The organism is Hyphomonas sp. GM-8P (assembly GCF_003263315.1).
GTDB lineage: Bacteria > Pseudomonadota > Alphaproteobacteria > Caulobacterales > Hyphomonadaceae > Hyphomonas.
Map to the genome: position 1 here is coordinate 1 of NZ_AWFE01000099.1, position 7,259 is coordinate 7,259.

Genomic DNA, 7,259 nt, shown 5'->3' on the forward strand with positions numbered 1-7,259 from the left:
ACTTTCTGGTCGCACCATGGATCGCCCATTCTTCTGCGCCGGGCAGAGGCGACGCCGCCAGCATGGCGCGTACCTGGCCCATGATGTCGTCAGGCGTGGTCGCCTCGATCCAGCGCCCATGCAGGCAGCCATTATTGTAGGCCGCAAGGCAGGCGACATAGATGCGGGGGGCATCTTCAGATGGGAGTGCGGAAGCTGTTCCAAGAGGTGCAGGGGTAGCGGTGTTGCAGGGCATGTCGGGTCTCCTTCTTCAGCCGCGTCCTGCCCGCGACAGGCGGGGGTGGGCGGCGGAAAAGGCCGTCAGGCCGGGCGGACAAGCGGTGCGCGCAAGGCGGAAAGGTAGGAGACCTTCATACGCTCTTGGTCACACCCATCCCGTCGCCTTGCGCGGGCGGCGCGCCCGGCCAGACGTGCCGTCCGCCCACACCCGCCGTGCGAGGGTATTTGAACGTGTGATGAAGCTGGCAGGACCTTGTGAAACTTTTCGCGCGGGTCACGCACCAATGCAGCCTGGACATCATCCAGGGGGCGCATGTCGGCGTCATCCTGCCCTGTCGAAAGGAGCTGGCCTGCCTCGATGTCGACGGATGCGGAGAATATCCGGTGTAAAATCCGCAAAAGATGCGGAGAATATGCTTGACGATGCGGAGAATAACGGCCATATTCCCCGCGTATAGTGCGGAGAATATGGTGTGTATATTCATGAGCTAGATGCCTGGCCAAACTTCCATTGGGACAGGAGCGCAGTTGCAACCCCGCTCGCAGCCGTCAGCCGGAGGCAAGGGCGTTTGATCGGCCGGATGGAGGGACTGGGGTTCCATCTGAGAAGCGAGGCGGCCCTGCAGACGCTCACCGAAGATGTCATCAAATCCAGTGACATCGAAGGAGAGGTTCTCGATCGCGACCAGGTCCGCTCGTCCATCGCCCGCCGGCTTGGCATGGATATCGCGGGGCTTGTCCCTTCGGACAGGCATGTCGATGGCGTTGTCGAAATGCTGCTGGACGCAACCGGCCAGTATAACGAGCCCCTGACGGAGGCGCGGCTGTTCGGCTGGCACGCCGCTTTGTTCCCAACGGGATATAGCGGTATGCGCAAGATCCGCGTCGGCGCCTGGCGCGACGATGCCGAGGGCGCCATGCAGGTTGTCTCGGGACCGATTGGCCGTGAACAAATTCACTATGAGGCGCCGGCTGCCGCGAAACTGGCAGGTGAAATGAAAACGTTCCTGGGGTGGTTCGATCAGAAGGATGGTATCGACCCGGTCATCAAGGCGGGCATGGCCCATCTCTGGTTTGTCACCCTTCATCCGTTCGAGGACGGAAACGGACGCATGGCGCGCGCCATTGCGGACATGCAACTGGCTCGCGCGGAAAACAGCCCACAGCGCTTCTACAGCATGTCAGCGCAAATCCGCGCCCAGCGAAATGCCTATTATGAGATCCTCGAAAGCACCCAGAAAGGTGATCTCGACATCACTGCATGGCTGCTTTGGTTCCTCGCCTGCCTGAATGAGGCGTTCGATCACGCCGAGACGCTACTCGCGGGCGTTCTGGCAAAAGCGGATTTCTGGGAGCGTCATCGCGACAAGCCGCTGAATGATCGCCAGACGGATGTTCTCAATCGCCTGATTGACGGCTTCGAAGGCAAGCTGACGAGTTCGAAATGGGCGAAACTGACCAAGGTTTCCCAGGATACGGCGTCACGCGATATCAAGGACCTGATCGAAAAAGGGATGCTCCAGCAGGATGAAGGGGGCGGTCGCAGTACCAGTTATTCGATTGTCCTTCACAGGCCGTAGCTGGCACCAATCTGCGACGCTGACTTGTATCGCGCAGACGCTGCGAGTGTGGAAGGCGTGAAATCCGCTCTGGGACGTCCATCTCAAAGACCGCTTGCTGGCCAGATCGAATCGGAGATTCTATCCCACCGAATTCGGAGTATTCCTGATTGGAGGACAGAACATGTCTGTCTGGTTCCCATTCGGTTTCGAACAGAGTCGGGCCGCCCATGATGCGGCTATCCAGCTGAGGCAGGCCTTTCCCGCTCTGAACATCCACCTTCATGAGGGCCGGATCGAGATTTCGGCGATCCCTCCTCAAGACGAAGCCTTGGTTCTGAACGCGGCAGCTGAAACGCTGATTTCCTGCCGGGAAGGAAGAGTCGAAGCCGCCTGACACTGATCAGGCACGTGCTGCGAATGTGGAGTGTGCGGTCCCGCGCGAAATTTGCAGCCCATCAGATCCTGAAATATACGGAAAAGTCTGTTCGCTCGCTATATACGCGTTTGCGTATAAATGTGTTTTATACGCAAACGCGTATCAATATCTGATGCGAGGTCTGATCTTGTCCGGAGCCGACACATGGCGGGGGATTTGATACACAAGGCTCGCTTGGCGGCTGGCTGGTCGCACGCCGAGCCTGCCTGACGGGCCGATCCACAGCATTGCAGGCCGCGTGCGGTTCCGGCTGGCGATTCTGAACCTCTGAGGCAAGCCGTTTCGGCGGCCTGACCGCTGGGGCTGGTATCGGTCCGCCGAATCCTACAGTTTCGAGCCGTCATGACGATGCATGTAAGAGATTTCCGCGAAGCCGACCGGCGTGCGCTGACCGCGCTCTGGGAGGCCTGCGGGCTGACCCGGCCCTGGAACGACCCGAACGACGACATCGACCGGGCTGTCGCAGCCCGGGAAGCGACCATCCTGGTCGGCTATTGCGGAGACCAGCTGACCGGCAGCGTCATGGCAGGGCATGATGGCCATCGCGGATGGGTTTACTATCTCGCGGTCGATCCGGCGCACCAGGGACACGGAGCAGGCCGCGAACTGATGGAAGAAGCGGGACTCTGGCTCGCTTCGCGCGGGGCCCCGAAACTCGAACTCATGGTGCGCGACGGCAACGAGAAAGCTGCGAAATTCTATGAAGCCCTTGGCTTCAAGCGCCAGCAGGTCACCGTTTACGGCAAATGGCTGAAGTCGCCACCAGAGGCGTCTGCCCGGAAAGCCTCTTAAAGCCAGGCCCATGCCACGCCCCCGTGACCCCTCTGGCCGCAAGGCCAGTGGGAAGCGCGCGGTGCGGCCCCGGCCGGCGAGCCCCCGCAGCGCCGGTCCGTCCGACCGGGCGGGCCGGTGACCGGAGACGAGCCGGGCCAGTCAGATGCCATATGGACCTAGAGGGCTCTCGCCGACTGGACAGCCTCGCGTGAGCGGGCCGGGGAGAGGCTGCGATGCTGGTGCCTGACAGGCCGGTACGAAGCCAGGGTGGTTGAGCATTCTTCAGAAAAGGGCCACGCATGAGGCCATGTGCGGCAAGTTCTCTTACATGGCGACCTGGGCAGAAGTCGTTAGTTTTTCCGAGCCCCTTACAGCGCGTCCCAGCAACGCGTCGGAGGAGGTCGCAACGCCCATGCGGCGCGCGCCCGTCATGCACCTCAATGAAGCCGGACAACAGACCATGACGCCCATGCGATGGGGCTTCACGAAGCAAAGACAGGGACGCGCCTATCCCGACCACATTCATGCGCGCGACGACAAGCTGCTCACCTCGCGCCTCTGGAGACCGCATTTCGAAGCGCGCCGCGGCGTGCTGATCGTCATCAGCTTCAATGAGGGCGAAGAAGTGCCAACCTTCAAGCCGGACCGGGGCACGCCAACCGGGAACACGAGAACCGTCCAGTGGACGATCCGGCCGAAGGATGGATCGCGCCTGGCGATCGCCGTCATATACAGAATGGTTCAGTCCCCGGAAGGAGAAGTCGCGGAATTCGCGATGTGCACAACCAAGGCCAATAAGGGTCTCTCCAAATTTGTCACCGGGGATCCGGACCAGCGCATGCCAGCCGTGCTGCAGGAGGAAAACCTTGCCGTCTGGCTGGGGCAGACCGGCGCGAGCCTGGAAGAACTTCGAGCCTGCCTCTATCCGTATGAAGATGAAGGCGCCTGGTTGATGGCGCCGGAAAGCCGCCGGAAAAACCCCGTCGCGAAGCCGGCGCAAGGCGACTTGTTCTGAAGCGTGTCAGGCAAGGAGCGTCCTGTAACCGCCTGATACAAGATCCCGTCCACGGGCGCGTGCGCGTCGGATTTCATCCTTCATCGACCGACCGGGGCCGGCCCAGGCTTCATCCGCCCGCGCCTTGCCATAGATGATCTCGGCGGTCTCGCGGACGGAGAGACCAGCGATCTCGCAATCATGCGCGACCAGCGCATTGCGCAGGGCAAGACTTGTCCGGCTCCACGGAACGGATGCGTCCTGACCGGCTCCGTACACACGCTGCGCCTCGTCCAGCATGCGCCAGCGTGAGGCGAAATTCGCGGTGCCCCGTATCAGGAAGCCGAGCCGGACCGGTTCAGGAGACAGCATCGACATGCCCCGGCACTGGACCTGCACAACGTGTCCGTTGCCCTTGACCAGTAAGTGCTCGCGTCCGGCGGTGTCGACCAGGTGGACGATTTCGCACTGTTTCACCGTCTTCTCATAGATCGGGCAGGTCGCCTCAGAATCGGCCGGACTGACCTGGACCTTTACCTGCCGCGGAAACAGCGCCGATGACCAGAAGGCGTGAGCCGCATATCCGTCATGGCGCGGGTCCGGGAAGAAGGCGAGCCCCCAGCGCTCCGCCGCCATCTGGTCTATTCGCGGGCGGATCAGGGTGATGCCATGGCAGGCGGTCCGGACCGATACTTTGTCTGCCCCGTGCAAGGCGGCTTCTTCCAGAAAGTCCTGATTACGCCGGAGGAACTCCCAGGCCCAGCGGCTCCGTGACAGCGTCCGTGTGTAATCATAGCGGTCGAGCACAGATTGTAACAAAACAGGGCATTTCGACATGGCTTCATCCCCCTTGCAAAACTCCCTGCAAGATGGATTCCAAAAACAACCAAAAAGAGAAACTTGGTTTTGAGACGGGAAGAGCCCGTCTTCCCTGAGCCAAACAGACTTTCTGCATCTGTCCCCCGGACAGAAGCAATTTCCGACGATTCCGCCCCTATCCTTGTTTTCAACTTGTTGGCAATACTGATGTCAAAAAGAGGTGGAGGAATGACAAGGAAACGACAGACGGTGCCCCGGAAAAGTTCAAGGTCACCGACAGAGGTCGACAAGCAGGTCGGACGGACTGTCCGACGCAACCGGAAAGACATGCACATGACGCTGAACGAGCTCGCAGACCAGCTGGGCGTCAGCCAGCAACAGATCCAGAAATACGAAACCGGAGACAGCCGCATCAGCGCCTCCATGGTCCTCGCCATCAGCGAAGTCCTCAATGTCGGTATCGAGGACCTCTTCATCGGAACACGTGACCTGAAGCGATCAAAAAAGACCCCGCTCGAAACCGCCCGCCGCGAATGCCAGATGTGGATCGACCGGGCCAGCTCCAAGGAAACCCTCCGTCAGATGGCTCGGGTCCTCAAGGCGATGTCGGGTGAGAATTAGTCAGTTTGATTCCAAACCAGCCTTGTGGTTTCGCAGCGTGTTTCATCTGGCGTGAGCGGACGCTGATCGTATTTTCAACTGGACTTGAGCGCATTCAGCATTTTGCGAGCGGCGGCTAGTTGGCGGTCATTCATATTGGCGAGAATGGAATTAATATCGCTCAACAGCTCACCTCGGTCACCTGGTGGAAATGGCGCAGCTCCGAAAAGAACTTGTGCTGGTACACCCAGTGCTTCTGCGATTTTCTCGACCGTTTCGAAAAGAGGTGCAGACACACCGCGTTCAATTTTGCCAATCGTCTCTCTGGACACACCTACTTCAGAAGCAAGTTGTTCGAGAGTCCACCGAATCGCGCGCCGATAATGGCGGACGTTTGCACCGAAGATTTTCTGAAGTTCCATCGCCTAGCTCCTGCAGCTAGGTGGATGAAATCGGGCGTGCATTTCGAGAAATGAGAACTTTACATTCTCAGAAATGAGAACTAGAGGTTCTCTTAAGTAGAAATCCGGTACTAGTTGTTTGCATAATGGGGTTTGCTCGCAACTCGCTGTACATCTGCATGGTTGGCAACCCACGGTACTTGCCAGTCAAGGAATGACTTCAATTCCCTGTGTTCCGTAAGCGGAATGAATGGCTGAATTAGCTCAATACGGATACGGCGATTGTGCATTTGATAAATGTCTGAGTTCAATTCCCAACTGGCAGGTGTTCGGCGAGCGAAACGTCAAGCGAACTCTCCAATGATGCCTGGAAACCCAAGCGATTTGGAGCAGAGCAGAGATGCCGCTGCCACCAAATCCTCCCCAACCCCAATCCCCCTCCACGCCCCAGACCCCCTCAACCACATCTTCCGCCACCAATATGACCAGCTCGTCCGCTTCTGCCGGGCAAGGATCTCCAACCCGTCCGATGCCGAAGATCTCGTTCAGGACGCCTTTCTATCCGTCCGCCGGGCCTATGCCGACAAGCTGGCAGAGGACCTCCGCGCGCTCCTCTTCACCACGGTCCGCAACCTCAGTGTCAATTACCTCAAATCCGGCCGCATCCGCCACGCCCGCCAGTCGGAAGAGATCGGCGAGCTGGGAGACCGGCTCGCCTGCCAGCGCACGCCCACTCCGGAGCAAATGGTCATGGACAGGGAACGCCTCGCCATCGCCGAGCAAACCATCGCCGCCATGAAGCCCCGCAAGCGCGACGCGCTCCGGCTGCACCGCTTTGAGGGCCTGACCTATGACGAGATCGCCCGGCTCTTGTCAGTCTCGCCGACAACCGTCAAAACGGATATCGCAGAGGCGATTGCCGAGATCGCCGAAAACCTCTCCGGAACCGCAAAGCGGTCTCCGGCATAGGGGCAGTGAGCAAGGCGATGACGGACCAAAAGGACGAGGCCAAGCGGCGGGAGACCGCCGCGCTCTGGTACACCGAGCTGCAGGACCCGGACGTCAGCCCCGACACTTGGGATGCCTTTCTCGACTGGGAAAAGGACCCGGGCAATGCTGAAGCCTATCATGAGATCGAATCTACGATCGGCATCATCGACCGGACCGGTCTGAACAATCCCGAAACAAAGACCCCGGGCAGGGACCGCAAACCCGCTTTCTTGGGGCTGGCTGCGGCAGCCGCGGCCATCATCATCATCGGCGCCGCCGCCCTCACACTCCAGACCTCCAAACCCGAACCGGCTCCGCTGACCTATGCGACCGCAATCGGCGAGCAGGAGACCGTCACCCTCGAGGATGGATCCATCCTCACGCTCAACACAAACACGACGCTCAGCGTCAGCTATTCCAAAGCCGAACGCCGCATCCACCTCACTGAAGGCGAAGCCCTGTTC

10 protein-coding genes are annotated in these 7,259 nt (G+C 59.8%); 7 read left to right on the forward strand and 3 right to left on the reverse strand.

The window, feature by feature from the left end:
• Positions 1–235: antirestriction protein ArdA (locus HY26_RS15110; protein WP_146740253.1), on the reverse strand; the 235-nt coding region annotated here is incomplete at its 3' end.
• Between the two features lie 457 nt (positions 236–692).
• Between HY26_RS15110 and HY26_RS15115 the strand changes: the two genes are divergently transcribed.
• The 4 genes from HY26_RS15115 to HY26_RS15130 all read left to right on the forward strand — a co-directional run bounded on the left by HY26_RS15115 (position 693) and on the right by HY26_RS15130 (position 4,006).
• Positions 693–1,799: a Fic family protein gene (locus HY26_RS15115; RefSeq protein ID WP_112073970.1), complete on the forward strand. Its 1,107-nt coding sequence runs from the start codon at positions 693–695 to the stop codon at positions 1,797–1,799.
• A gap of 163 nt (positions 1,800–1,962) precedes the next feature.
• On the forward strand, positions 1,963–2,175 hold the full coding sequence (locus tag HY26_RS15120; protein ID WP_112073971.1) for a hypothetical protein: 213 nt from the start codon (positions 1,963–1,965) through the stop codon (positions 2,173–2,175).
• Between the two features lie 384 nt (positions 2,176–2,559).
• A complete protein-coding gene (locus HY26_RS15125; protein ID WP_233351643.1) occupies positions 2,560–3,009 on the forward strand; it encodes a GNAT family acetyltransferase in 450 nt (149 codons plus the stop codon).
• A 289-nt stretch (positions 3,010–3,298) separates the two neighbouring features.
• The gene (locus HY26_RS15130; protein WP_112073972.1) at positions 3,299–4,006 is read left to right on the forward strand and encodes an SOS response-associated peptidase family protein; all 708 of its coding nucleotides are present in this window, start codon (positions 3,299–3,301) and stop codon (positions 4,004–4,006) included.
• 6 nt (positions 4,007–4,012) lie between these two features.
• Here HY26_RS15130 and HY26_RS15135 read toward each other — a convergent pair whose 3' ends face one another.
• Positions 4,013–4,804 (reverse strand): DNA -binding domain-containing protein, encoded by a 792-nt coding sequence (locus HY26_RS15135; RefSeq protein WP_233351644.1) that lies wholly within the window; start codon positions 4,802–4,804, stop codon positions 4,013–4,015.
• A 228-nt stretch (positions 4,805–5,032) separates the two neighbouring features.
• On the opposite strand from HY26_RS15135, the gene HY26_RS15140 reads away from it, so the two are divergent.
• Entirely contained in the window at positions 5,033–5,425 is a 393-nt protein-coding gene (locus HY26_RS15140; protein WP_158531522.1) for a helix-turn-helix domain-containing protein, read from the forward strand.
• Between the two features lie 74 nt (positions 5,426–5,499).
• On the opposite strand, the gene HY26_RS15145 is transcribed toward HY26_RS15140, so the two are convergent.
• Complete coding sequence (locus tag HY26_RS15145; RefSeq protein ID WP_112073975.1) at positions 5,500–5,826, reverse strand: helix-turn-helix domain-containing protein; 327 nt, start codon at positions 5,824–5,826, stop codon at positions 5,500–5,502.
• Positions 5,827–6,189: 363 nt separating this feature from the next.
• Between HY26_RS15145 and HY26_RS15150 the strand changes: the two genes are divergently transcribed.
• Both HY26_RS15150 and HY26_RS15155 read left to right on the forward strand, forming a co-directional pair.
• Positions 6,190–6,774 carry an RNA polymerase sigma factor gene (locus HY26_RS15150; protein WP_158531523.1) on the forward strand — a complete coding sequence of 195 codons (585 nt, stop codon included), beginning with the start codon at positions 6,190–6,192 and terminating at the stop codon, positions 6,772–6,774.
• Between the two features lie 17 nt (positions 6,775–6,791).
• Positions 6,792–7,259: DUF4880 domain-containing protein (locus tag HY26_RS15155; RefSeq protein WP_146740255.1), on the forward strand; the 468-nt coding region annotated here is incomplete at its 3' end.

Excerpts from the sequence above, each read along its gene's own strand:
- HY26_RS15120 (WP_112073971.1), top strand. The coding sequence starts at position 1,963 with ATGTCTGTCTGGTTCCCATTCGGTTTCGAACAGAGTCGGGCCGCCCAT.
- HY26_RS15125 (WP_233351643.1), top strand. The coding sequence starts at position 2,560 with ATGACGATGCATGTAAGAGATTTCCGCGAAGCCGACCGGCGTGCGCTG.
- HY26_RS15130 (WP_112073972.1), top strand. The coding sequence starts at position 3,299 with ATGTGCGGCAAGTTCTCTTACATGGCGACCTGGGCAGAAGTCGTTAGT.
- HY26_RS15140 (WP_158531522.1), top strand. The coding sequence starts at position 5,033 with ATGACAAGGAAACGACAGACGGTGCCCCGGAAAAGTTCAAGGTCACCG.
- HY26_RS15145 (WP_112073975.1), bottom strand. The coding sequence starts at position 5,826 with ATGGAACTTCAGAAAATCTTCGGTGCAAACGTCCGCCATTATCGGCGC.